The organism is Pedobacter alpinus, from assembly GCF_042684645.1.
GTDB lineage: Bacteria > Bacteroidota > Bacteroidia > Sphingobacteriales > Sphingobacteriaceae > Pseudopedobacter > Pseudopedobacter alpinus.
The window spans coordinates 207,923-232,640 of sequence record NZ_JBHULV010000028.1 but is presented as its reverse complement, the minus strand read 5'-3'; the positions used below and the strand labels follow the sequence as shown (position 1 = coordinate 232,640).

Annotated in this window: 18 protein-coding genes and 1 tRNA gene; 14 read left to right on the top strand and 5 right to left on the bottom strand. The window is 32.4% G+C overall.

The features are described 5' to 3' along the window. Positions 1-3: 3 nt before the first annotated feature. Together ACFSSE_RS09870 and ACFSSE_RS09865 are read right to left on the bottom strand one after the other, a co-directional pair. On the bottom strand, positions 4-1,767 hold the full coding sequence (locus tag ACFSSE_RS09870; protein ID WP_379043894.1) for an aromatic amino acid hydroxylase: 1,764 nt from the start codon (positions 1,765-1,767) through the stop codon (positions 4-6). Positions 1,768-2,015: 248 nt separating this feature from the next. Continuing rightward, a complete protein-coding gene (locus ACFSSE_RS09865; RefSeq protein WP_379043891.1) occupies positions 2,016-4,172 on the bottom strand; it encodes a cation:proton antiporter in 2,157 nt (718 codons plus the stop codon). A 740-nt stretch (positions 4,173-4,912) separates the two neighbouring features. Between ACFSSE_RS09865 and ACFSSE_RS09860 the strand changes: the two genes are divergently transcribed. The 13 genes from ACFSSE_RS09860 to ACFSSE_RS09800 all read left to right on the top strand — a co-directional run bounded on the left by ACFSSE_RS09860 (position 4,913) and on the right by ACFSSE_RS09800 (position 18,774). Further along, positions 4,913-6,970 (top strand): BatA domain-containing protein, encoded by a 2,058-nt coding sequence (locus ACFSSE_RS09860; RefSeq protein ID WP_379043888.1) that lies wholly within the window; start codon positions 4,913-4,915, stop codon positions 6,968-6,970. A gap of 9 nt (positions 6,971-6,979) precedes the next feature. After that, entirely contained in the window at positions 6,980-8,242 is a 1,263-nt protein-coding gene (locus tag ACFSSE_RS09855; protein ID WP_379043885.1) for a dihydroorotase, read from the top strand. A gap of 15 nt (positions 8,243-8,257) precedes the next feature. Next, positions 8,258-8,926 (top strand): hypothetical protein, encoded by a 669-nt coding sequence (locus ACFSSE_RS09850; protein WP_379043882.1) that lies wholly within the window; start codon positions 8,258-8,260, stop codon positions 8,924-8,926. An 11-nt stretch (positions 8,927-8,937) separates the two neighbouring features. Then, on the top strand, positions 8,938-9,498 hold the full coding sequence (locus ACFSSE_RS09845; RefSeq protein ID WP_379043879.1) for a DUF4199 domain-containing protein: 561 nt from the start codon (positions 8,938-8,940) through the stop codon (positions 9,496-9,498). 133 nt (positions 9,499-9,631) lie between these two features. After that, positions 9,632-10,588: a glycosyltransferase family 2 protein gene (locus ACFSSE_RS09840; protein WP_379043876.1), complete on the top strand. Its 957-nt coding sequence runs from the start codon at positions 9,632-9,634 to the stop codon at positions 10,586-10,588. A 167-nt stretch (positions 10,589-10,755) separates the two neighbouring features. Beyond that, positions 10,756-11,724, top strand: a complete 969-nt coding sequence (locus tag ACFSSE_RS09835; RefSeq protein ID WP_379043873.1) for a glycosyltransferase — start codon at positions 10,756-10,758, stop codon at positions 11,722-11,724. Further along, positions 11,721-12,509, top strand: a complete 789-nt coding sequence (locus ACFSSE_RS09830) for a hypothetical protein (protein ID WP_379043870.1) — start codon at positions 11,721-11,723, stop codon at positions 12,507-12,509. Before ACFSSE_RS09835 ends, ACFSSE_RS09830 begins: the two co-directional genes overlap by 4 nt. 22 nt (positions 12,510-12,531) lie before the next feature. Further along, positions 12,532-14,037 (top strand): GH3 auxin-responsive promoter family protein, encoded by a 1,506-nt coding sequence (locus ACFSSE_RS09825; protein ID WP_379043867.1) that lies wholly within the window; start codon positions 12,532-12,534, stop codon positions 14,035-14,037. Positions 14,038-14,118: 81 nt separating this feature from the next. Next, complete coding sequence (locus ACFSSE_RS09820) at positions 14,119-15,282, top strand: 1-deoxy-D-xylulose-5-phosphate reductoisomerase (protein ID WP_379043864.1); 1,164 nt, start codon at positions 14,119-14,121, stop codon at positions 15,280-15,282. Between the two features lie 29 nt (positions 15,283-15,311). Next, entirely contained in the window at positions 15,312-16,637 is a 1,326-nt protein-coding gene (rseP, locus tag ACFSSE_RS09815; RefSeq protein ID WP_379043861.1) for an RIP metalloprotease RseP, read from the top strand. Positions 16,638-16,775: 138 nt separating this feature from the next. Beyond that, complete coding sequence (locus tag ACFSSE_RS09810) at positions 16,776-17,306, top strand: iron-sulfur cluster co-chaperone HscB C-terminal domain-containing protein (protein ID WP_379043858.1); 531 nt, start codon at positions 16,776-16,778, stop codon at positions 17,304-17,306. Between the two features lie 24 nt (positions 17,307-17,330). Beyond that, positions 17,331-17,410, top strand: a tRNA-Leu gene (locus ACFSSE_RS09805). A 275-nt stretch (positions 17,411-17,685) separates the two neighbouring features. After that, positions 17,686-18,774: a glycosyltransferase family 4 protein gene (locus ACFSSE_RS09800; RefSeq protein WP_379043855.1), complete on the top strand. Its 1,089-nt coding sequence runs from the start codon at positions 17,686-17,688 to the stop codon at positions 18,772-18,774. Positions 18,775-18,952: 178 nt separating this feature from the next. On the opposite strand, the gene ACFSSE_RS09795 is transcribed toward ACFSSE_RS09800, so the two are convergent. Beyond that, complete coding sequence (locus ACFSSE_RS09795) at positions 18,953-19,897, bottom strand: lipid A deacylase LpxR family protein (RefSeq protein ID WP_379043852.1); 945 nt, start codon at positions 19,895-19,897, stop codon at positions 18,953-18,955. 60 nt (positions 19,898-19,957) lie between these two features. Continuing rightward, on the bottom strand, positions 19,958-22,438 hold the full coding sequence (gene lon / locus ACFSSE_RS09790; RefSeq protein ID WP_379043849.1) for an endopeptidase La: 2,481 nt from the start codon (positions 22,436-22,438) through the stop codon (positions 19,958-19,960). Positions 22,439-22,675: 237 nt separating this feature from the next. On the opposite strand from lon, the gene ACFSSE_RS09785 reads away from it, so the two are divergent. After that, positions 22,676-23,299: a tetratricopeptide repeat protein gene (locus ACFSSE_RS09785; protein WP_379043846.1), complete on the top strand. Its 624-nt coding sequence runs from the start codon at positions 22,676-22,678 to the stop codon at positions 23,297-23,299. 7 nt (positions 23,300-23,306) lie between these two features. Here the strand turns inward: ACFSSE_RS09785 and ACFSSE_RS09780 are convergent, their stop codons facing one another. Then, positions 23,307-24,674, bottom strand: coding sequence for an NAD-dependent succinate-semialdehyde dehydrogenase (locus ACFSSE_RS09780; RefSeq protein WP_379043844.1), 1,368 nt, complete (start codon positions 24,672-24,674; stop codon positions 23,307-23,309). Positions 24,675-24,718 lie beyond the last annotated feature (44 nt).

Below are 24,718 nucleotides of genomic sequence, written 5' to 3'. Positions count from 1 at the left end.
AAATTATTGACTAATAGGATTGTAAATAAGCTTAACCCCATCATTAATTAGCTTAGTTAAATCTGGTTCGTTTAGCGCTTTCATGCTAAGGTAAATTTTTATTTCTTTTGCTAATAAATTTTGTGCTTTTATTGGTTGTAAAATCTCTAATAATTCAAGCGCACAAAGCCAATCTTCTCTATGTTTGGTTCTTAACATTTCAAATATTTCTGCACAAAGTTCTATTTCATTTTCGTTGGTTCTAATGTCTCTAGTTTTTTGATAAAGCTGATGCAACTTTTGCGTTTTATCATCATAAACGGGGGCAGTGGTTTTTTCGGTAGAAATATGAGCCAATTCAACGTAAGCTTCTTTATCCGCAGCACCACAAAAAACCGATGTTATTTTTGCCCCAACGGCCATATCATAAACTCCCCATTCTGGTTTAAAAAGTGTTTGCTTGCCAGCCGTAACGGTACAATCTGTAAAACTGATCAGTAAAATTTTATCATCAACTTTTAAAATGCCTTTAATAACTCCGCTTACAATAATTCCACTTTCAAAATTTAGAGTACAAATAGCATCAATATTCATTTGATGAGCTGCTAAATCCTCATCATTAAAATCTTCAATATTTTTAGTTTCATTTAGTAATTTACCTACTGGCGAGCTAAAGCCATCTTTATGGTAATCTTTACCGTGGTTTTTAATTTCTTTATGGTTATGGCTTAAAGCCGATGGACCAGTGGTTTTTATAAACTGTACTTCGTCTGTTTTGCTCATTCCAATATCAGTAAAAACACCAGTTACTTGCAAACCAGATGAGTAAACTGCGGTACAAGGTTTTTTAGATTCAATTGCTTTTAAAACACTTTCTGCACCTCCTTTTCTAAAAGACATGGTATCGGCAAAAGCTTCTAAAACTTCAATCAATTTCTCAAAATTTGGTGTCACAAAAAGCTGAGGCTGTGCTTGGGTAATATCATAACTATAATTGATGGTATCTAAACTGTAAGGTAATTTTTTAACATCACTTTGCATACACGTTACGCTTTCACCGATGGAAGATAATAAACCAGCGCCATAAATTTTTGGGTTTTCTAATGTGCCAATTAAACCATACTCTACCGTGTACCAATGTAACCTACTCAACAAAGCCATTTCAGATGGATCTCCTAAGTTTTCTTGGCAAAACAATACCATTTTTTCTGCCTTTTTAATATCAGCCGGATGAGCGTTTTTCTCTTCTTTTAAAATAGAGAGTTTTCTAATGGCTTCGTATAAATCATAATCTTTAGAAGAAAACATGGCTTTTGCTCCAATACTTCCAAAATAACTTAAGTATTTATTATAAGCTTCATCGGCAATAATGGGCGCATGCCCTGCAGATTCATGTATAATATCTGGTGCGGGTGTATAGGCAATATGCTCAATTTGTCTAATATCAGCAGCTATTACTAGCACTTGGTAAGCCTGAAACTCCATAAAAGCTACTGGTGGAATAAAACCATCAACCGTAACTGCACCCCAACCAATTTCTGCCAAATGGTTATTCATGGTTTGCAAATCTGGTATGTATTCAATACTAAGGCCTGCTCTTTTTAAACCCTTTATGTAAGGATAATAAGCTACATCTTTTAAATAGCTATAATTTTGACGCATAACGTAACGCCAAACTGCTTGGTCTATTGGGGTGTAATGCTCATAGTTTTGAGCCACAATATATTGCTTCAGATGGTTAGGAAGTTTTTGTACTTGTGGGTTATTAAAGTCTTCTATCTGCATCATATCGTTCTAAAAATTTAATTCGCAACAAATACAAATCTAACAAATATGTAAGTTGTTTATTGCTGTTGTTTGGTAAGTTTTTAGATATACTTGGGTAAAATTTAAGAAGATTTACTTTGATAATCCGCTAATTTTTTTGTGGAAACTATTCCAAGATTTAGAGGTTTGCAAAATATATTTAAGGTTTATTTGTTTGAGGGCAACCACAGAAGAGAGGAATATAAAATTGTGTCAACATTCAAAAGAAATCAATTTCTTCTAAAAATTCTGAAAATACCTTTCCTAACTTTCATAATGGTTTCTAAACCTTTAGATAAAGATTCGCCACGCATATCATTGTACTCGTTATAAAGGTTATTATTTTTTTCTGTTTGCGGATAAACCAAAAGTTTATTGTTATCTGGATAGTACTTATCTAACCTGTTTTCAATTCCATCTAAGTCGCTAGCATGTGAAATAGCACCTTTTCTGGCACTAATCATAAAAATTAAATCAGTATTTTTAATTTCAATTTGAAGTGGTAAAATAGCATCCCAATTTACTTGATTATTAAACTTTGCTAATAAATTTTGTTTGTTTTGCTTTAAAAAACTTTGAATATTTTCTTGTGTTCTTTCATTGCAGATAAAAAGCACCGGAATACTTAGCTCCTTAGCAAACTGTGTTACTTTACTAAACCAAACATTAAAGCCATGCTCAAATTCTGATAGTGGTAAGCAAATTACCACTATACGTTTTTGTAATACCAAAGCATGGTTAATTTGGCATGCAAATACATCTTTATTTAAAGAGTCTATAATGCCTTGGGTGTGCCCTTCACCTAAAAATTTATTCAAAAAAGATACTTTTTGAGGCCAACCAGATAGCACTAAATTTGCTGACTTTTCTCTCGACATTCTGGTAATTCCACCTACAACATTATTGTCAATAGTGGTAGCAATATCTAATTCTATTTCGCTTGCAGCCGCATACTTTATCGCTTCGGAAAGTTTTTTCTTAGCTTTTTTAAGGTTAATTTCTGCCGCATCATTATTTTCTACAACAGAAAGTAAACTAATAGGATGATTAGATTTTTTTTGTCTAAATACTGATATTAAATCAATAATAAGTTCTAAATTATCGAAATTAGAAAGAGGTACTAAAACACTTTCATCTCTGTTTTTATCTATTTGCTGTATGCTATCTATGTTTTCATCATGCTCTAAAAGCACAATTTTTTTAGCCGAATTTTCTGTAGTAAAAGAAGCAATTAAACAGGTAATTAAAATTAAAATAATTGTTCCGTTTAAAATATATTCATCTAAAATACCTTCTTTATAACCTACTAAAATAATAGCTAAAGTTGCGGCAGCATGGGCACTACTTAATCCAAAAATAATTTGCCTTTGTGCGCTAGAATATTTGAAAATTAGTTGCGCCACTAATGCCGCAAGCCATTTACCAAAAAGTGCAACAATTGTTAATACAGCTGCTACTATTAGTGTATTAGCACCTTTAAAGATAACGCTTAAATCTACCAGCATACCTACACTAATTAAAAAGAAGGGTATAAATATGGCGTTTCCAACAAATTCTACTCTATTCATTAATGCCGATGAATGTGGGATGAGTTTGTTTAAAGCTAAGCCAGCCATAAACGCTCCAATTATGGGTTCAACGCCTGCAACTTCTGCTAAAAATGCCGCAAAAAACACAACAGACAGTACAAAAATATAATGCGATGTTTTCTCACTTTCTAATCTTGAAAAAAACCATTTTGCAACTCTAGGAATAATTAAAAACATAATGGCCATAAAAATGGCTAATGACGATACTAATTTTATCCAAAACTGAGTGTTTAGGCTACCTTGCTCGGCACCCATTATCACAGCTAAAATAATTAATACAGCTGTATCTGTTAAAATTGTACCACCAACAACTACTGCTACGGCTTCATTTTTTGATATACCAAATTTACTGATGATTGGGTAGGCTATTAAAGTATGCGTAGCAAACATGCTAGCGGTTAATATACTGGTATTGAGTTGGTAGCCCAAAACATAATAACAAATAGGTAAACCAACAGCAATAGGTATAGAGAAGGTGAGTAAGCCAAATATTAAACTTTTATCCCTATTTTTCTTGAAATCGCTCATGTCAAGCTCTAGCCCAGCAATAAACATAATGTACAAAAGGCCAATGGTAGAAAAAAGCTCGATAGCTGATGTTTTTTCTAAAACATTAAATCCATGCGGGCCAATCACCATGCCTGATACGATAAGACCAATTATACCTGGTATTTTAATTTTTCTTAATAAAATAGGCGAAAGTAAAATGATAAAAAGAATGGTAGAGAATACCAATATGGGATTCTTTAAGGGCAAATCGAATTCTGTGAGTAGGTGGTCAATAAACCCGTTATCCATATAGATTTTTAATATTTGCGAAAATACGCTTTGAACATGAATTTAGTTTAAATTTTTAATCAATTTTAAATATTCATTTATTTTGTTTCACTAGCAATAATTCGATTTTTTTTTCTCCCACAGATTTATTTTGTTTATTTCTTTGCTGTTTTTGTGGCTAAGTTTTTTTTCTCCCGCAGACTTCCAAGATTAACACCAATTTATAACCATCCAACTCTGTGATCTCTGCGCCCTCCGTGGTTAAGAAAAAACTTTTAGTACTCTAAGTGTTTAAGTTGTTTTTCTCCCGCAGATTTCGCTGATTTACGCAAATTCCTCACCATTCAACTCTGTGATCTCTGTGCCCTCCGCGGTTAAATAAAAAATCCTTAGGTGTTAAATAGCCTCCACAAATTAATAAAGATTTCAGTCTGTTTTTCTTTGTGCGCTTTGTATTTTTCTTTGAGAACTTTGTGGTTATAGCTCCCGCAGACTTCCAAGATTAACACCAATTTATAACCATCCAACTCTGTGATCTCTGTGCCCTCCGCGGTTAAATAAAAAATCCTTAGGTGTTAAATAGCCTCCACAAATTAATAAAGATTTCAGTCTGTTTTTCTTTGTGCGCTTTGTGTTTTCCTTTGTAAACTTTGTGGTTATATTTTTTTCTACTGCATTTTTTTAAAAAACCATCCCAACAAAAATCAAAAAAACAACAAGCGTATCATCCATCATGTCAAAAATATATATATTTGAAAACAATGAGGTTTCTCTTTCCTGAGTTTCTGTATGCTTTATCTTTAGTTGCCATACCGGTAATTATTCACTTATTCAATTTCAGAAAATTTAAAAAGGTTTATTTCAGCAATGTTAACTTTTTAAAAGAGGTTCAAATACAAACATCAAGCAGTCAAAAGCTAAAAGAGCTTTTAATTTTAGCTTGTAGAATTTTAGCCATCATTTTTTTAGTGCTTGCTTTTGCGCAACCTTATTTCCAAAAAGAATCAGCAGTAAATGCTTATCAAAAATCTGTTGTTAGTTTTTATTTAGATAATTCTTACTCTATGGAAGCAGTAAATAAAAACGGAACGCTGTTGGATGAAGGAAAACGTAAAATAAAAGATTTGGTAGCCGCTTACCAGTTAAATGATAGGTTTCAATTACTCACCAATAATTTCGACGGAAAAGCACAAAGATTGCTTACCAAAGAAGAATTGTTAGACGCTTTAAACGATGTTAAAATTGCGCCTTACGTTAGAGATTTTCAAGCTATAATAAACCAGCAAGAAGCAGTTTTGTTAAAACAACAAAATAGTAACCGCCAAGCTTATTTAATTTCTGATTTTCAGCAACAGCAAAATTTTAAAACACCAATAACAAAAGACAGCACTTTACAATTAAACCTGGTGCCTTTGTTAGCTAATAATTTGCCCAATATTTCGGTAGATTCTGTTTACTTTTTAAGCCCAATTCATAAAGCTAAACAAAGCGAAAGTTTGGTGGTAAAGCTGAGCAATCACTCGGCAAAAGCGGTAGAAAATATCCCTCTAAAACTGAATATTAATAAAGTACAAAAAGCCATAGCAAGTGTAAGTATAAAACCTAATTCTTACAGTTTAGATACTTTGCGTTTTTCTGATTTAAGCGGAACATGGCAACAAGCAGTATTAAGTATTAAAGATTATCCAATTACATTTGATGACGAGCTGAACTTTGTTTTTGAATTACAAAAGCAGCTTTCTGTTTTAGCAATTTACCAAGATGAGCCATTAAAAAATATAGAATTTGCATATCAAACAGATGCCTTTTTTGATTTTTCTGCAGTCAATCAATCACAAATAAACTATGGCGCTTTAGCTACAAAGCAAGCTTTAATTTTAGAAAATTTAAAAGAAATACCAGGCGGTTTAGCCCAACAGCTTAAACAATATGTACAAAAAGGGGGTAGTTTAAGTGTTTTTATACCGCTCAACGCTGATTTAGAAAGCTATAAAAAATTTCTACAAAATTTAGGTACAGATGTGCCTTTGGCCTTGCAAAAAGAAATATTAAATGTGAGCAAACTAAATTTGCAACATCCCATTTTTACTGATGTTTTTGAGGGCAGTCCAAAAAATATAGATTTGCCTATTGCAAAAAGTTATTTTAAAAGCTCAAACTTTAGTAAAACTACCAAACAGGTTTTAATGTTTGGCGGTAATCAAGGTTTATTTAATAATTATCAAATTGGTAATGGTAAAGTTTATATATCTTTTTTGCCTTTAGAAACCGAGGCTTCAAACTTTGTACAACATGCACTTTTTTTACCTATTCTGTTTAAAACCGCATTGTTGGCTAGCAATTTTAATACGCTGTTTTACACCATTGGAGGCTTGCAAAATGTAAATTTAAAAAATGTAATACTATCTGATAAAGAAGTGTTGCATGTAAAAGGAAACGGTTTTGATATTATCCCCTCTTATCAACAAAGCGCAGCTGTAAGTAGTATTTATTTTGCAGACCAGTTAAACAAACCAGGCTTTTATAATGTGTTTTTAAAAGATAGTTTACAACATGTTTTTGCTTTAAACGAAGATAGAAAAGAATCTGATCTTAATTTTTATAACCTTACAGATTTAGAAAACATTTTTCAACTATCAGGAAATCAGATAATTGAATCGAAAGAAAAAATTACAACACAACAAATAAAAGAAGTTAATTTAGGCTGGTCCTTATGGAAACTTTGCCTAATTTTGACCTTAGTATTTTTGGCAGCAGAAGTTCTGCTCATCAGGTTTTTTAAAAACCAATATGTTAAATCAAAAACCATTAAATATTAGCACATCATCATGCTTAATAGTATTATCATAAAATCTTGTACCATAGTTGATCCAAATTCTAAACATCATAACCAAAAATGTGATGTATTAATAGAAAATGGAATTATTGTTAAAATAGGAGAAAATTTAACAACCAATGCCGATATTATTGATGGCTATGGTAAATTTTTAGCTCCCGGTTTTTTTGATATGAATGTTAGCCTTGGCGAACCGGGTTTAGAAACTAAAGAAGATTTTAAAACAGGAAGTAAAGCCGCAATGGCTGGCGGTTTTACTGGTTTAGCGGTTATGCCGCATAACAATCCGGTTACTGATTCAAAATCGCAGATAGAATTTTTGGTAAATAAAGCCAAAGGTAATTTGGTTGATATTTACCCTTATGGCACTATTTCGCAAAAAAGAGAAGGTAAAGATTTAGCAGAAATGTATGATATGCACCAATCTGGAGCAATTGCTTTTACAGATGGGGACAAAGCGGTACAAGATGCTGGCTTAATGGAAAGAGCTTTACTTTATGCCAAAGGCTTTGATGCCTTGGTTTTATCTTATGCAGAAGATTTTTCTATTGCCGGAAAAGCTAAAATGAATGAAGGTGCAATGAGTACACTTTTAGGCATGAAAGGCAACCCTAATTTAGCAGAAGAGTTAATGATTATTAGAGATTTGTATTTGGCTGCTTATACAGATGCGAAGGTGCATTTTTCAACCATATCTACCGCACATGCTGTGGAGTTAATTGCCGATGCGAAAAAAAGGGGAGTGAAGGTAACTTGCGATGTAGCTGCACATCATTTGGTTTTAACTGATGAAGCTGTGGCCGGTTTTGATAGTAATTATAAAGTTAAACCACCGCTAAGAACCAATATTGATGTGGATGCATTAATTAATGGAATTAAAGACAACGTAATTGATGCAGTAGTATCGCAACACCAACCACAAGAAATAGAATTTAAGCAAGTAGAGTTTGAGATTGCTAAATACGGAATGATAGGTTTACAAACCACCTTACCTTTATTGTTTAAAGCCGGTTTAACAGCACAACAAATTGTAGGAAAGCTATCTTTAGCACCTCGTAAAATTTTAGGATTACAAATTCCTGAAATTAAAGAAGGAGAAACTGCTAACTGCGTGTTGTTTGATAGCAGCGAATGGCTTTATGAAACTCAAAATAATTATTCAAAATCTGCAAACAGTCCTTTTTTAAATCAAAAATTAAAAGGAAAAGTTTGGTTAACTTGTAATAATCAGCAAGTATATTTATCTAACAATTAAAACGCTAATAATATTATGGATAGCAAAGTAAAAAATGCCCTCGAAAATTTGTTCAACACATTTACGGCACTAGAAAATGTTCCTGGTCAAAAGGAATTAGCAGCACTAACAACAATTTTTGCTGGCGACCAAGATTTTATGAGCAAACTTAATGCAATGGATAAAGTTTTTGACGATTCTGCCCAGTTAGATGCCATAAGAGAAGTAACTTTTGATTTGTTGTTGATTAACTTTTTTGCCGAAGATGCAAAGAAATTAGACGAAGATTATTTAGAATCTCCAGAGTGGGAGCAAATAGAAGAAGAAACTTTAAACAGAGGAACAGAACTTTTAAACCTACTGCTTTACCTAAACGAATGTGAAGACGAAGAAATTGAACCTTCTTTAGATGATTATTTAAAAGAATTTTTATTGGTAGAAGAAGACGAGTTTCAAGACGAACACCGCATTTACGAAGATATTATTGCCAACCAAATTTTAATGGAAAGCGATATGAAAGAAATTGCAAAAGTTTCTAAAAATTTATCTGACGAATCGGAAATTAAGGATATTTTTTATCCAGTAATGGCTTATTTTTACAACACTAGCCCAACTGACGAAGAGATTAAAGAATTTAAAAACTTAAGTGAAGATGCACCTTTTGATGCCGCTATTTTATCATTAATATTAAACTTTAAACCTTAAACCTTAAAAATATGATAACAGATTTAAACAAAAATGCAATTAACAATGGTGTAATTATAGCAATATTAATGATTGCTATACAATTATTAACCTATTATGCAGCCCCTCAATTATTAGGTGCAACTTGGTATGGGATTGTAATTACAGTAGTTTCAGTAATAGTTTACATCTTTTTCGTTTTAGATTTAAGAAAAAAAATTGGAGGCTTTTGGTCTTTTAAAATAGCATTAAAAGGAATTTTTATCATGTCTTTGATTGCAAATTTAGCCAGTAGCGTTTTCAACTTTGTTTTTTACCGTTTTGTAGAACCTGGTGCTTACGAAAAAATAAAAGGCTATGTTGTTGATGGAATGACTTCAACTTTCGAATCTATGGGAATGACTGGAGATGCGTTAGATAAGGCTGTAGAAAGTGCTGCCGAAAGTTTGAAAGCACAGTATATGCCAACTCCAGTAGATTTTTTAAAGAATTTAGTGATTGCTATTATGGTAGGCTTTGTATTATCATTAATTTTTGCAGCTATATTTAAAAAAGAAGCTCCAATGTTTGCGCCAGTTGAAGAAGCAGATTAGGAATAAAAATTAAATTATATTTGACAAATTTTTGTCTAAAAAAAACGCTTGTGGCTTACCACCGAGCGTTTTTTTGTATTTAAAATAAATGCTTTATGCTTTTAGCCTTAAGCTATTAGCTAAATTAAAAAAAATGGATATTTCTGTAGTTGTACCTGCATATAATGAAGTGGAATCTTTACCAGAATTAACATCGTGGATTAAAGATGTAATGCAAAAGCATGGTTTTTCTTACGAAGTGATCATCATTGACGATGGCAGTAACGATGGTACTTGGGATAAAATTGAAGAATTGAACCAAGTTGATGCCGCTGTTAAAGGCATAAAATTTAGAAGAAATTATGGTAAATCAGCTGCTTTAAATGTAGGCTTTGAAGTCGTAAAAGGCGATGTGGTGATTACTATGGATGCAGATTTACAAGATTCTCCAGATGAAATACCAGAACTTTACAGAAGAATAAAAGAAGAAAAACTCGACTTAATATCAGGCTGGAAAAAGAAACGTTACGACCCGCTAACTAAAACCATCCCCACTAAATTTTTTAATGCAGCCACCCGTAAAATGTCGGGCATAAACAACCTTCACGATTTTAACTGTGGTTTAAAAGCTTACCGTAGTGAAGTAGTAAAAAATATTGAGGTTTACGGCGAAATGCACCGTTATATTCCTGTTTTAGCCAAATGGGCAGGTTTTAAAAAAATTGAAGAACAAGTTGTTGAACATAGAGCCAGAAAATACGGCACTACAAAATTTGGTTTCAGTAGGTTTATCAACGGCTTTTTAGATTTACTTTCTATATTTTTTGTAGGTAAATTTGGTAAAAGACCTATGCACTTTTTTGGAGCTATGGGTGTGCTTAGTTTTTTAATAGGAACTATTATGGCCTTGTGGATTATTGGCGAAAAGCTATACCATATAGCAAAACATATTAAAATTGAAAGAGAAGTAACAGAACAACCTTTGTTTTACATTGCTTTGGTGGCCGTTATTTTAGGTTCACAATTGTTTTTAACAGGTTTTGTTGCCGAGTTAGTTTCCAGAAATTCTAGTAACAGGAATAATTACCAAATAGAGAAAGAAGTGGTTTAGTTAGTTAGTTAGTTAGTTAGTCTTGTTAATTTGGTTAACTTTTAGTTTTAGATGCTTAAGGATGTCCCTAGATTATCCAATTAAATAGGTTTTATTCGCTCAATCATTTACTCAATCATTCAAAATTCTATCATTCACTCATTAGTTACCCTCTCATTAATTGGTTCATGTTCTTCTCCATCATCATTCCACTTTACAATCGCCCACAAGAAATAAAAGAATTGCTACAAACCTTGGTTAATCAAACTTACATGGCGTTTGAGGTTTTGGTAATAGAAGACGGATCAACTCTAGATGCTAAAAATATTGTAGCTTCATTTAACGATAAATTAGATATTAAATACTTTGTAAAACCAAATGAAGGACAAGGATTTGCCCGCAATTATGGTTTCGAAAGAGCCAAAGGAGATTACTTTGTCATTTTTGATTCTGACTGTTTAATCCCCGCAAATTATTTAGAAAATGTAAAAAACCATCTTTACAACCAAAATTTAGATGCATTTGGTGGGCCAGATGATGCTCATCCTTCTTTTACACCTTTGCAAAAAGCCATCAGCTATTCAATGACGTCTGTTTTTACAACCGGAGGCATTAGAGGGAAATCAAAAAATGCAGGAGGCCAATTTCATCCACGTAGTTTTAATATGGGTTTATCACGTAAAGTTTGGGAAAAAGTTGGTGGTTTTATCATTACCCGTTTGGGCGAGGATATCGAATATTCAATCAGAATACATGAAGCAGGTTTTGTGATTGGCCTAATTCCTAATGCAAAAGTTTTTCATAAAAGACGCACCAGCTTTACAGCATTCTGGAAACAGTTACATTTTTTTGGACGGGCCAGAATTAATATCACAAAATTTTTTCCATCCACTTTAAAATTGGTTCATTTTTTTCCAGCAATCTTTACCTTGGGTTTGCTTTTTTCATTGATAGCCAACGTTTTTAGCTGGCAAATTGCCGTAATTTGTAATTTGTTAATCATTATTTATTTTGTGTTGATATTTTTTGACGCTTGGAATGAAAATAAATCGATAAAAGTTGCATTTTTGAGCATCTTTACTTCCTTAATTCAGCTTACAGCTTATGGCTTCGGATTTATGCAGGATTATATAAAGAAGATTATTTTTAATAAATGATAGATTTTTTAAAAGACAGCACATTTTCTGTTAACGAAGTAATTTCTAAAGCTTGGGAAATTACAAAAAACAACTATTTTTCTATCGCTTTAATGTGTTTTTTAATGTTTGCTACCTTAAGTATTTCAAGCCTATTAGCTATATTTTTAAAAGACATTAATAAAGTGTTAAATATGATATTATTCGTCATATTCATTAGCAGTTATTTAGTGTGTAATCTTTCTTTGTGTAAATTCATTTTTCACTTGTTAGATAATGAGACAGGAGAATTAACCTTGTCAGAAACTTTACCTACAAAAAAGCAAATCATTAATTTTTTGTTAGCCAGTTTTTATTTTTCGCTTAGTATTTTAACGGTTTACGTTGTTATAGCAATGCTTGTATTTCCTTTTATTTATACAGGTATAAATTTTCAATTGCTGGTTAATCTTGCCATCTCTGTTGGTTTAATTGCTATTTTAATTACATGGTTGCGTATTTCATTTTTCCCTTTCTTTATTATCGATAAAAATGCCAGTCCTTTTACTTCTTTAAAATTAAGTTTGGCCATTACAAAAGGTAATTTTTTTAAAATTTTGTTGTTATTATTTGTATTAGGTTTTTTTCAAGTATTATACTTGTTATTAAACTATTTTAATTTTACAGTAATTGCAACGTTTGTAAATATTTTAAGTTCTTTTATTATTATTCCATTATCAAGTGTGGCACTTACTATTGCATACCGTAAAATGACCGATGAATATGGTAGTGAGCAAGAACCTGATATATTGCATAATATTATATAAGTAAAAATTATAAAAAGAAAATATGGGAATAAAAGCATTAATAAGTAAGCCATTTGCTGCATTTACTATAAGTAAAATGAACAAATGGAAATACAATGCTGTTGCCGCACAAGAAAAAGTACTTCAAAATTTAATAAATACTGCCGCCAATACTCAATTTGGTAAAGATCACCAATTCAGCAAAATAAAAAGCCATCAAGATTTTATACAACACGTACCTATAAATGATTATGAGGATATTAAGCCCTATGTGGAGAAAGTTGTAAAAGGCGAAGCAGATATTTTATGGCCAGGTAAACCACTTTATTTTGCTAAAACATCTGGCACTACATCGGGTGTAAAATATATTCCAATTTCTAAAGAATCTATGCCAGAGCATATCAAAGCTGCCCGTAATGCTTTGTTATGTTACATTTACGAAACCGGAAAAACTGATTTTTTGGATGGAAAACTGATATTTTTACAAGGCAGTCCCGTAATGGATAAAAAAGCTGGAATTTCTTTCGGTCGCTTATCTGGCATTGTGGCTAACCATGTTCCAAAATATCTTCAAAAAAACCGTTTACCAAGTTACGATGTTAATTGTATTGATGATTGGGAAACAAAAGTGGATGCAATTGTTGAAGAAACCTTAAATGAAGATATGCGTTTGATATCAGGTATTCCGCCTTGGTGCCAAATGTATTTTGATAGGTTATTAGCAAAAACAGGAAAGCAAAAGATTAAGGATATTTTTCCAAATTTTAAGCTGTTTGTTTACGGAGGTGTTAATTATGAACCTTATAGAGCCAAATTAGAAGAAAGCTTAGGTTTTAAGATTGATAGTATTGAAACATACCCAGCTTCAGAAGGTTTTATCGCTTTTCAGGATAGTCAAAAAGAAAAATCTTTATTGCTTTTAGCAGATGCGGGTATATTTTACGAATTTATTCCAACGGATGAGTTTTTTAACGAGAAACCTAGTCGTTTAAATTTAGGAGAGATAGAATTAGGTAAAAATTACGCCATTGTGATGAGCACCAATGCAGGGCTTTGGGCTTATTCTTTAGGCGATACCATAAAGTTTGTATCTAAAAATCCGTATAAACTTTTGGTAACTGGCAGAATAAAGCATTATATTTCGGCTTTTGGAGAGCATGTCATTGGCGAAGAAGTAGAACACGCTTTATTAACCGTTGCAAAGCAAGAAAATGTAGAAATTACAGAATTTACAGTTGCACCTCAGGTAAATCCCCAAAAAGGAGAAATGCCTTACCACGAGTGGTTTATAGAGTTTGTAAATCCTCCAAAAAATTTAAAAGAATTTGCGGTTAAAGTTGACGAAGCTTTGCAGCAAAAAAACATATATTACAAAGATTTAATTAGCGGAAAGGTTTTACAACCTTTAATTATTAGATCATTAAAAGCAGCTTCGTTTATCAATTTAATGCGAACTGAGGGTAAATTAGGTGGACAAAATAAAGTGCCACGTTTAGCCAATGATCGTATTTTAGCCGATAAATTAGAACAATACATTATAGAGAAATAAAAAGTAGAGAGTAGAAAGTAGAAAGTAGAAAGTTTAGCCTAAGAAACTAACCACCTAACAAACTAACCAACTAATCAAAAATTGCATCAATCCATAAAAAATATAGCCATTTTAGGCTCAACTGGCAGTATCGGAACACAGGCTTTAGCAGTTATAGCAGCTAATCCGGATTTGTTTTGTGTACAAGTTTTAACTGCACAAAGTAATGTTGAGTTATTAATAGCGCAAGCATTAACTTTTAAGCCAAAAGCAGTAGTAATTGGCGATGAAGCTAAATATCAGGAATTAAAAGAAGCCTTAAAAAATTTAGATATTGATGTGAAAGCTGGACAAGAAGCTTTGTGCGAAGTGGTAGTAATGCCACAACTGAACATGGTACTTACAGCTTTGGTTGGGTCTGCTGGTTTAAAACCTACAATTGCAGCAATTAAAGCCGGTAAGGATATCGCTTTAGCTAATAAAGAAACTTTGGTGGTTGCTGGCGAGTTAATCAATAGCTTGGCTAAAAAATATCATGTTAAAATTTTACCGGTAGATTCTGAGCATTCAGCAATTTTTCAGTGTTTGGTAGGAGAGGAGAGTGACATTGAAAAAATATACTTAACTGCATCTGGTGGGCCATTTAGAGGCAAAGATTTTGAGTTTTTGGCTAATGTTACTAAAAATCAGGCACTCAAGCACCCAAATTGGGTAATGGGTGCAAAAATCACTATCGACTCGGCTACATTAATGAACAAAGGTTTAGAGGTGATAGAAGCTAAGTGGTTGTTTGATTTAGCAGTTGAACAAATAGATGTAATTGTACACCCACAATCTATTATTCATTCCATCGTTCAGTTTCAAGACGGTTCTATGAAAGCACAAATGGGTGTACCAGATATGAAATTGCCTATACAGTATGCAATGGCTTACCCAAAAAGAGTTCAAAACAATTTTAAACGTTTCAACTTTTTAGAGTACCCAACCTTAACTTTTGAACCTGCAGATATCAAAACATTTAGGAATTTGGCTTTGGCTTTTGAGGCGTTAAACCAAGCAGGCAACATGCCCTGTATATTAAATGCTGCAAATGAAGTGGTAGTAGCTGCTTTTTTGAATGAAGAAATGGGTTTTTTACAAATGAGTGAGGTAATAGAAACTTGTATGGCAAAACTCGATTTTGTGCAGGAACCCAGCTTAGAAGATTATTTTGAAACAGACAAACAAACTCGCATTTTTGCGAAACATTTAGTAACAAATATTTAATAGAAAAATCAAATTATAAAAAATAGGAAATGGATGTAGTAGTAATGATTGCCCAACTAATTTTGGGCTTATCTATTTTAATTGTGTTGCATGAATTGGGTCACTTTTTAACCGCAAGATATTTTGGAATTAAAGTAGAGAAGTTTTATTTATTTTTTGATGCATGGGGTTTCAAATTATTTAGTATAAAATATAAAGATTGCGAATACGGTATTGGTTGGTTGCCTTTAGGCGGTTACGTTAAAATTGCTGGTATGATAGACGAATCTATGGACACTGAAGCAATGGAAGCGCCAATGCAACCTTGGGAATTTAGGTCTAAACCAGCTTGGCAACGCTTAATTGTAATGTTAGGTGGAGTAACTGTAAATGTCATTTTAGGTATTTTTATCTTTTGGATGTTAACCTTTAAATATGGCGAAACATTTATCCCAAACAACCAATTACAGCATGGTATTTCGCCAGGTATTGTGGGTAAAGAAATAGGTTTACAACCCGGAGATAAGGTAAAAGAAATAAATGGTAAAGAGCTGGTTCGTTTTGACGATTTAAGAAGTTCGGATGTGCTTTTAGGTAACTCTAGTTTAACTATTTTACGTGATGGTCAAGAAAAGCAAATTCAAGTACCTGCTGATATTTTAAACGTAGTTTCTGATTATGGTATAGATGAATTTGTATCGCCACGTATCATTTCTAAAGTAGGCGAAGTTACACCAAACGGAATAGCAGAAAAAGCAGGCATAAAAGCAAATGACCAAATTTTAGAAGTTAACGGAAAAGAAGCTGTTTACAGCGACCAGCTAAGAACTATTTTAGCTGACAACAAAAATAAACAAGTAGAGATTTGTGTTTTAAGAGCAACGGAAAAAGTGATTTTACCTTTAAAAGTTTCTAATGAAGGCACTATAGGTTTTGCTTTTAATTTAGATGATATTAAAACAGAAACTCAGAATTTTACTTTTATAGAGGCTTTGCCTGCAGGTGCTTCAAAAGCATGGGGTTCTTTAGTTGATAACGCTAAAGGTTTAGGTAAAGTAGTAAAAGGCGAGGTTAAAGCCAACAAAGCTTTCTCTGGCCCTGTAGAGATTGCCCGAAAATTATATGGTGGTACATGGGACTGGGTTAAATTTTGGAGTATTACTGGTTTACTATCTATGGCATTAGCTTTAATGAATTTATTACCTATCCCAGCTTTAGATGGTGGCCATGCAGTATTTTTATTAATTGAGATGATTAAGGGAAAACCACTAAGTGATAAGTTTATGGAAAAGGCTCAAATTGTAGGTTTTGTACTTTTAGCCACCTTAATGGTTTTTGTTTTAGGTAACGATATTTTTAAAGCATTTACTAAGTAAGGTTTTAAGTTTTAGGTAATAGACTATAAGTAAAAAGTGTTTATGTTAGCAAATATTGCTAAGGTAAACCCGACTTTCACAAGCTATCTCCGTCCTTGTGACTTAAAACTTACAACCTATAACATATAACTTGCAAATATGGATTACTTCAAATTTTACGATATACCCCTTTCTTTTTCGCCAGACCAAGCTTTGGTGAAAAAGAAATTTTATGTGTTTAGCAAACAATACCATCCAGATTTTTTTGTAAATGAATCAGAAGAGAAACAGCAGGAAATTTTAGAATTATCAACTTTAAATAATAAAGCTTTTCAAACACTCTCTAACCCAGATAAGTTGTTGCCTTATGTTTTAACATTAAAAGATGTACTAATTGATGGAGAAAAATATAACCTTCCTCAAGATTTTTTAATGGATATGATGGACGTAAATGAGGCCATTATGGAGCTTGAATTTGAACAAGATGTTACTAAATTGCTTGAAGCTAGAAAAAATGCTGACCAAATTGAAACTAATTTAAATAGCGAATTAGGTTTGTTAACTGTTGATTTTGAGAATCTTAATGATGATTTAGCTAGAGAAATCCTCCTAAAAATTAAGGATATTTGGTACAGAAAAAAATATTTGTTGCGAATACGAGAATCTATTGATAAGTTTGCAACCCGCTAACAAGCCAAGGTTTGTTAAAGGAATGCCCAGCTGGCGGAACTGGTAGACGCGTCGGTCTCAAACACCGATAGGAAACTGTGCCGGTTCGATTCCGGCGCTGGGTACAAATTTAATTGAAAACCGCCGCTATGTGTTTAGGGGCGGTTTTTTGTTTTCAAAATGTTTCTTAAATGGTGTTTTTATATAAATTTCAACCTATTGTTTCCTAACGAAATGCCTCTAACTTAAAAGTTAGGGAAGATTTTTTTTAATAAATTTGTAGAAAATCAATATTTTGGATTCTATATAATTATCATTAATACTTGCTGAAGAGCTTAGTTAGTTTGAAATTAATGACGGTAAAGTTTATTTGCTAATAAAATTGAGCTATTTTTAAAAAATGAAAATATGCCATATTATAGCTAATTTATATGCAGGCGGGGCGCAAACCTTTGTGGTACTCTTAGCTGTAGAGCAAAAGCAAATGGGCCATGATGTTTCAATTATTTTAATTGATGCATTTAATAGCTCTACCTTCGAAAATTTTTTAACCAATCAATTACAAAAGCATCAAATTCCTGTTTATTCTTTGGATAGAAAACCGGGTAAAAACTTTTCGGTTTTTAAAAGTCTTTTTAAGTTAAACACCTATATAAAACTACTTAAACCAACTATTTTAAATTCGCATTTACAATTTACGCATCTAATTGTATCGCTTTATTTGAAAATATTTAGACAAAAAAATCAGTTGATACTAACTATACACAATGCACCAGAAATATGGAATTTTCAAACCCTGCAAACTAATTTAAAAACCCCATCAATTTATTGTTCGGGTTCTTCTTTAGCTACTAGTATTACCAGAGATTGTAAAAAACTAGTGATTAGTAATGGCATTAAAAAGCCGATCATATTACCTTTAGCGCAACAAATTTTTGAAAATTTTAAAGTAAATACCAGCCATAAATTAATTTTAATGGTGGGTAAATTATCGCATCAAAAAAACTACCCATTAGCTGTTGAAATTGCTAAGCATTATCAAAATAAAAATGTTTCTTTTTTAATTTGTGGTATTAAAGAAGAAACCGCCAACCAAGATTTAGCATTATTTGAAACCGTAAAGAATATTCATTATTTAGGAATTAAAGTACCGCAAGAAATTTATAGCTTAATGTATTATTGCGATTGTTTTTTAAATACTTCGCACTATGAGGGTTTACCAATTACTTTATTGGAAGCGTTTTTTATAGGTACACCTTGTATTTTATCAGATATTTTACCTCACCATGAAATTGGCGACACTATGCCCGCTTGTTATTTAGCAAATGGTTTTGATTCTGATACTTTTATAGAAAAAATTGATGTATGCTTACAGCTTAACCAAAGTAAAGAAAGCGTTTTACAGCTTAGAGAAAACCAACTTCAAAAATATTCCATAGCCGAAACTGCTAAGCAGTATATAAGTTTTTACGAAGAGGTTTTGGGTTAGTGGTTATGTAATTGACATAATTTAACCTGATAACAATAGGGATAAAGGTTGCGAAATGTGTAGTCTGTTTATTTTTGAAGGTGTAATCTATGTATGGTATTGTAGCACTAAACTTATACATTTCTAAATAAAATCTACCATGTAAAAAATTACGAAGTGGATGATTATTTTAAACATTTTAAAACCTATAATACAAATCTAAAGAGCCATATTGCTCAGATTTTCTTAAGTTTTCTATCTCTTTAGTTTTAAAAACAACAGTAAAGTTAGCTGTCCACCTATTTTTGGCATAAGCTATGCCAATATCTTGAGCAAGCACAAATCGTTTCGGATTAAAAGAAACAGGTCCTTTATCATCTCTAAATAAACCACCTTGTATGGTGGCATTATATGCAACAAAATTTAAACTTGGTTTTAAATAGAAATAAAATTCTTGTGGCTTTAAATTTTGTTGCTGTTTTGTAGCAACATTACTTTGCGTTGCCACCGAATGGTAAAATGGGTTTAAACTTCCGGTTCTTACTAAAATACCAACATTTAAGCCGCTGTAAGTATTGCCTAAATTTGCTTTAATAGGTAATGATAAATCTAAATTTTTACTTTTATTTCGTGTTAAAAAGTAATGAAAATTTGCCACAGCATTAAAACCAATTTCGTTATTTAGTTGAAACTGCCAACCAGATATTGGGTAAAAGCCAACAGTTTCATGTAAAAATGTTTGTAACTCTTCTCCTTGCGCATCAGGACCAATTGTGCCAATTTGTGTTTCAATTTTAACGCTATTTTCATTTTTTTTTAACCATTGCAAGCTTCCGCCTAGGTATAAATATGCGGTAAATGGTCTATCTATGTTTTCAATAGCTGTAACTTGACCAGAAAAAGCGTTGTACATTTCTTGCCCTAAACTTACACTCCATATTTTTTTTGTACTGGTATCTCTTTTGTTTTCAAAAGCTTGCTTAAAACTTATAAATAATCCGTTGGTATAATATCTGTCTTGTTTAGTGCCTAAATAAGCATCATTTTCAGATTTAAAGCCCAATTCGCTTTTGTAAAAATTATTTTGCGCAGCAGTGTTAAAAGTTAAAAGAATTAAAAAAGAAATAAAAAAAAGAAAGCGCATAAAAAAAGCCGAAAGAATTCGGCTTTAAATTTACAATAATAATTTAGTTTGCTTTTGCAATTAACTTACAGATTCTTGTTTTTTTTCGTCTCGGTAAACAATATTTAAAGCATTTTTAACTTTGTTAGGCATTAAAGCCAGTTTTACAACATCAAGCATATTGCTCACGTAATGAAAACTCATGTCTTTTATATAGTCTGCTTTAATTTCTAAAATGTCTTTTTCGTTAGATTTACACAAAATCACATCTTTAATATTTGCTCTTTTTGCTGCTAATATTTTTTCTTTAATTCCGCCAACAGGCAATACTTTCCCTCTCAAGGTAATTTCGCCGGTCATAGCTAAGTGGTTTTTAACTTGGCGTTGCGTAAATACAGATGTTAAAGCTGTTAACATAGTTATACCAGCAGATGGTCCGTCTTTAGGTGTTGCTCCCGCTGGTACATGAATGTGTAAATCCCATTGGTCAAAAACTCGGTAATCAATACCTAAATCTTCTGCATGCGCTCTTATATAGGCCAAAGCAATCACGGCCGATTCTTTCATTACATCTCCTAAATTACCGGTTAAAGTCATTTTACCTTTACCTGGGCTTAAACTTGCTTCAATAAATAAAATATCGCCACCAACAGATGTCCATGCTAAACCTGTAACTACACCAGCAACATCATTGCCTTCATAAGCATCTTTATCAAAAAAAGCTGGGCCTAATGTTTTTTGTACATCTTCGTAAGAAAAATTGGTGTTATATTCTTCTTCCATGGCTATTTTGGTTGCTGCGCCACGTACTACAGAGCCTATAGTTTTTTCTAAACTACGTACACCAGATTCGCGAGTATAATCTTCAATTATTTTCTCAATAATGGTTGGTTTTAAGGCAATGTCTTTCGCTTTTAAACCGTGTGTTTCTTTTTGTTTGGGTAGTAAATGCTTTTTAGCAATTTCTACCTTTTCTTCAATGGTATAACCATTTACTTCAATAATTTCCATCCTATCTAGCAAAGCGGGCTGTATAGAACTTAATGAATTTGCAGTTGCAATAAACATAACATTAGATAAATCGTAATCTAATTCAACAAAATTATCGGCAAAAGCATTGTTTTGTTCAGGGTCTAAAACTTCTAAAAGTGCAGAAGAAGGGTCACCTCTAAAATCGTTACCAACTTTATCAATTTCATCTAAAACAAATACTGGGTTTGATGAACCAGCTTTTTTTAATGATTGAATTACCCTACCTGGCATTGCACCAATATAGGTTTTACGATGACCGCGAATTTCCGCTTCATCTCTAATACCTCCCAAAGCCATACGCACATATTTACGACCTAATGCTTTTGCAATAGATTTACCAAGTGATGTTTTACCAACTCCCGGAGGGCCTACCAAGCATAAAATTGGGGCTTTCATATTGTGTTTTAACTTTAAAACAGCTAAATACTCAATAATACGTTTCTTTACCTTATCTAAACCATAATGGTCTTTGTCTAAAATCTTCTCGGCTCTTTTTAAGTCGAAATTGTCTTTGGTAAAAGTTCCCCAAGGCAGGTCTAATAAAACTTCTAAATAATTAATTTGTACAGAATAATCGGCTGCAGCCGGATTCATACGAGCTAGCTTATCTAATTCTTTATTAAAATGAATAGAAGTTTCTTTGCTCCATTGTTTCTTACTTCCTTTTTTTCTTAAATCATCAATTTCCATATCTGGTGAGTTGCCTCCCAGTTCTTCTTGTATGGTTTTTAATTGTTGATTTAAAAAATAATCTCTCTGTTGCTTGTCTAAATCAACTTTTACCCTGCTTTGTATTTGGTTTTTAAGCTCTAACATTTGCAGTTCGGCACTTAAATGGGTAAGTACCAAATTAGCTCGGTCTCTTAAATTGGCAACTTCTAACATCAATTGCTTATCAGCAACTGTTGCATTCATGTTAGATGAAATAAAATTGATTAAAAATGGTAAACTATCAATATTTTTAATTGCCAAAGCAGCTTCTGATGGGATGTTTGGCGAAAATTGAATAATTTGCATGGCTAACTCCTTTACAGAAGCAACCATTGCTTTAAATTCTTTATCAACTTTAGGTCTTATTTCTACAAATTTTTGAACGCTAGCTTTAATATAGGGTTCAGATTGATTTAACTCTCCTAATTGAAACCTGTTTTTACCTTGTATAATTACAGTTGTGTTGCCATCTGGCATTTGTAGCATTTTTACAATTACCGCCACAGTACCCACAGTATTTAGCTCTTCAAATGTTGGGTCTTCTACATTAACATCCTTTTGGGAAACAACACCAATTATTTTGTCACCTTTATATGCATCTTTTATCAATTTAATTGATTTATCTCTGCCAACAGTAATAGGAATTACTACTCCCGGAAATAAAACAGTATTTCTTAATGGAAGTATTGATAATATCTCTGGTGTTTGTTCATTATTCATTTCCTCTTCATCTTCCGGTGACATCAAAGGAAAAAACTCTGTATCTTCATTTATTAATGGCGAAGCTTGGTGAAAGTCGAACTGATCAAAATTACTCATGTATATATTTTATGTTGAAACGCCAATTTGACAGTGTTTGCTGTAAAGTAGGCTTTTAAATTTAAGACAGTATATTTCACAAGCTTTATGCCAACGCTTTTTTAAACAATAATTTTAAATTTTGACTAAAAATATGATGAAAATACGTCAGGTGTGTGATTAAGAAATATATTGCAAAAATTAACGTTAATAAATTTATAATATTAAATTTGAATTTAAGGGCTTTGCCTAATTTTAATGAAAACACATCTTATTTTATTATTTATAAGCTTCACTTTTGGTGCTAAAACAGTTTTGGCACAAACCACACCTTACGAAAGGATGGGACAAAAAGAAATGAGTGGAGGTAACTTTACTGCGGCTGCAAATTATTTTGAACAAGCCTACGTAAAAGACAATTCTAATATGAATGCATTGTGGTTAATGGGTTATTCTAATTACCACGCTTTAGAGTATAGAAAATCTATAGATGCTTTTAATAAATTAATTGCAATGAAACCGACCGAAACCGCTGCGTATTATTACAGAGGTAAGGCTAAAGTACTTTTATCTGGAACTATAAAAGATTATAAATCTACGGAGAGAGGAAAATTAATACATGGCGCTATAAAAGATTTCACTACTGCTTTAGATTTTACTCCTTCAGATTACAAATTGTATCAGAACAGAGGCTTAGCTTATCAAGAATATGCAATTTACAGAAGCCAAAGGGTTGCAGATATTTACAATAAAGTTGCAGCAATAAATGCTGCAAACGCATCTATCGCTGATTTTCAAAAAGTTTTAGAAGAAGGAGGCTTTCGTCGAGATATTAATGCACAAATTGAAAAATCGAAGCAATTACTAGCTGACATTAAATAGGTTTAAATTATTTTACCGATATAGTTTTAATGTTCATAAACTCTAATAAACCATACAAACTTAATTCGCGGCCATAACCAGATTGATTGATACCGCCAAATGGCAATCTTGGGTCTGATTTTACGCCTTCATTTACAAAAACACTTCCCGCTTCAATCTCATTTTGTGCAATTGAATTCCCTTTTTTGGTGTCTTGCGTAAATACTGCTGCGCCCAATCCAAAAACGGTGTCATTAGCTATTTTTATGGCTTCTTTGGTGTTTTTTACAGTAATTATTGCCGCAACTGGCCCAAAAAGTTCATCATCGTAAGCAGGCATTCCTTTTTTTACATTTGTTAAAATGGTAGGCGGATAAAAAGCTCCCTTTAATTTTGGTATTTGGCCACCTAAAATACATTTTGCCCCTAGTTTTATAGATTGTTTAACTTGTTTATGTAATTCGTCTCTAAGTTCTGTACTTGCCATTGGGCCTAAATCTATTTCTTTAAGCATAGGGTTGCCAACTTTTTTTAACTGCATTTTGGCTTTAAACAGTTTCAGGAAATCTTCTTCTACAGATTTTACCACAATAAAACGTTTTGCTGCTATACAACTTTGCCCACTGTTTATCAGTCTGGCATTTACACAAGCTTCCGCAGCTTGCTCTAAATCTGCATCTGCTAAAACTAGGTAAGGGTCGCTGCCGCCTAATTCTAAAACACATTTTTTTAATACCGAACCAGCTTTCTCCGCTACTTTTTTACCAGTAGCGGTGCTGCCAGTTAAAGTAACTGCTTTTATTAATGGGTTTTCAATAATCTGATTCATATTTTTACCACTCACCAATAATGTTTTAAAAACATTTTTAGGAAAACCAGCTTTAATAACCAGCTTTTCTATCAGTAACGCACAGCCAGAAACGTTTGAGGCATGTTTTAAAACACCGCAATTACCAGCCATTAAATTAGGAGCTAAAAACCTAAATACCTGCCAAAACGGGAAATTCCAAGGCATAACAGCTAATACTAAACCAATAGGTTTAAAAGTTATATAGCTTTTAGAAGCTTCAGTTTTAATGAGTTCATCTTCTAAAAATTTTTCGGTGTTTTTTGCATAATATTCACAAACTAAAGCACACTTTTCAATTTCTGCTTCGCCAGCTAAAATAGTTTTACCCATTTCTTCAGTCATTAGGTTTGCTATTTTACTTTTTTCTGTTTTGAGTAAAGAGGCGAGATTTAACATTAATTCCGCTCTTTCTTTGTAGCTTGTTAAACGCCATTTTTTCCATGCAATGTCACTTTTTCTAATTTCGACTTCAATTTTCTTCGAATCAAACTCCTCATAGTTTTTAATAAGTTTGTTATTGTATGGATTTATACTTTTTAGGGTCATTTTTTTAGTTTTTTTTATGATAAAATATGTTTTTATAGATTGAA

Coding starts and splice junctions, on each gene's coding strand:
- ACFSSE_RS09870 (WP_379043894.1), bottom strand. CDS start 1,767: ATGATGCAGATAGAAGACTTTAATAACCCACAAGTACAAAAACTTCCT.
- ACFSSE_RS09865 (WP_379043891.1), bottom strand. CDS start 4,172: ATGGATAACGGGTTTATTGACCACCTACTCACAGAATTCGATTTGCCC.
- ACFSSE_RS09860 (WP_379043888.1), top strand. CDS start 4,913: ATGAGGTTTCTCTTTCCTGAGTTTCTGTATGCTTTATCTTTAGTTGCC.
- ACFSSE_RS09855 (WP_379043885.1), top strand. CDS start 6,980: ATGCTTAATAGTATTATCATAAAATCTTGTACCATAGTTGATCCAAAT.
- ACFSSE_RS09850 (WP_379043882.1), top strand. CDS start 8,258: ATGGATAGCAAAGTAAAAAATGCCCTCGAAAATTTGTTCAACACATTT.
- ACFSSE_RS09845 (WP_379043879.1), top strand. CDS start 8,938: ATGATAACAGATTTAAACAAAAATGCAATTAACAATGGTGTAATTATA.
- ACFSSE_RS09840 (WP_379043876.1), top strand. CDS start 9,632: ATGGATATTTCTGTAGTTGTACCTGCATATAATGAAGTGGAATCTTTA.
- ACFSSE_RS09835 (WP_379043873.1), top strand. CDS start 10,756: ATGTTCTTCTCCATCATCATTCCACTTTACAATCGCCCACAAGAAATA.
- ACFSSE_RS09830 (WP_379043870.1), top strand. CDS start 11,721: ATGATAGATTTTTTAAAAGACAGCACATTTTCTGTTAACGAAGTAATT.
- ACFSSE_RS09825 (WP_379043867.1), top strand. CDS start 12,532: ATGGGAATAAAAGCATTAATAAGTAAGCCATTTGCTGCATTTACTATA.
- rseP (WP_379043861.1), top strand. CDS start 15,312: ATGGATGTAGTAGTAATGATTGCCCAACTAATTTTGGGCTTATCTATT.
- ACFSSE_RS09810 (WP_379043858.1), top strand. CDS start 16,776: ATGGATTACTTCAAATTTTACGATATACCCCTTTCTTTTTCGCCAGAC.
- ACFSSE_RS09800 (WP_379043855.1), top strand. CDS start 17,686: ATGAAAATATGCCATATTATAGCTAATTTATATGCAGGCGGGGCGCAA.
- ACFSSE_RS09795 (WP_379043852.1), bottom strand. CDS start 19,897: ATGCGCTTTCTTTTTTTTATTTCTTTTTTAATTCTTTTAACTTTTAAC.
- lon (WP_379043849.1), bottom strand. CDS start 22,438: ATGAGTAATTTTGATCAGTTCGACTTTCACCAAGCTTCGCCATTAATA.
- ACFSSE_RS09785 (WP_379043846.1), top strand. CDS start 22,676: ATGAAAACACATCTTATTTTATTATTTATAAGCTTCACTTTTGGTGCT.
- ACFSSE_RS09780 (WP_379043844.1), bottom strand. CDS start 24,674: ATGACCCTAAAAAGTATAAATCCATACAATAACAAACTTATTAAAAAC.